The sequence below is a fragment of the Paramagnetospirillum caucaseum genome (genome assembly GCF_000342045.1).
Lineage (GTDB): Bacteria > Pseudomonadota > Alphaproteobacteria > Rhodospirillales > Magnetospirillaceae > Phaeospirillum > Phaeospirillum caucaseum.
In genome coordinates this window covers 1-939 of sequence record NZ_AONQ01000182.1, presented here as the reverse complement: position 1 = coordinate 939, position 939 = coordinate 1, and the positions used below count along the sequence as shown (strand labels likewise).

The 939-nt window shown below is 68.8% G+C and carries 1 protein-coding gene; it reads right to left on the bottom strand.

Annotated features, from left to right (window positions below):
* Positions 1 to 101 precede the first annotated feature (101 nt).
* Positions 102 to 939 (bottom strand): Phage P22, antirepressor protein, N-terminal domain-containing protein (locus H261_RS23690; RefSeq protein WP_008622767.1); only part of this gene is annotated, 838 nt, incomplete at its 5' end.

Genomic DNA, 939 nt, shown 5'->3' with positions numbered 1-939 from the left:
GGTGCAGCGTCTGCTCAACCCCACCCATGGCACCGCCCCCGAGGACATCGACGCCGCGCTGCGCTGCATCGGGTTGCGGCTGGAGGTGCGAGTGCGGGCCGTCAACAGGGTGGCGGCGGAATAGGGCTTCCGGTCAGTCGCTCGAACGCCTCGCGGCAGACATCGAGGGGCGGCACCTCATAGACCCATGGCCGCGCGGTCCCATCCCCGGCATGCCGCCGCCGGGTCAGGCCCGGAACCATGACGAACAAGGACTTGGCCATGGCGCAGGACAGTCCCTCGCGCGAGCGCAGGGGATTGAGGCGGCGCATGTCGGCCACATAGGCATCCAGCAGATCGCCGCACCGGACCTGGGGCGGCCAACCCGACCGGCCGGGGATCAGGTTTCCGTCGGACAGGCGGCGACGCCACCACATCTGTTCCGGCGTCAGGGCCGCCGAGATATCCGGGCCATCGGGTTGCGGCAGGGGCAATTGCCGCCACAGGCGCTGGGCGGCGGGACGGCCCCAGGTCGAGCGGCATTCCCGCACCAGGGCGATGAAGGTGCCGATGTCGGAGCGGTCGATCTCCTCCTCCGCGCCGCCCGGACCATCATCCGGGGGCAGGGCCTCCTCGACAGGAACCGCGACGGCGCCGCCGAAGAAGTGGCGATACAGCACCGCATGGCATTCCCGCTTGTAGTCCAGAACCTTGGCACGGACGGTCGGGTCGGGGATGCGGGATTCCTGGATGCCGAACAGCCAGCCGTTGACGTAGTCCAGGGGGAGGAACACCGCGTCCTTTTCCCCCGTGGTGGTAACCGTCTTCATTATGAAGACGGTTCCCGCCAGCACGGAATCCCGTCTGATCCTGTTGTACTGACTTCCCCATGCCAGCCCCAGCGCCTCGCAGATGGGGCGCAGGGCGACGAACACCCGGTCATCGCGGCGGACGGCCCAC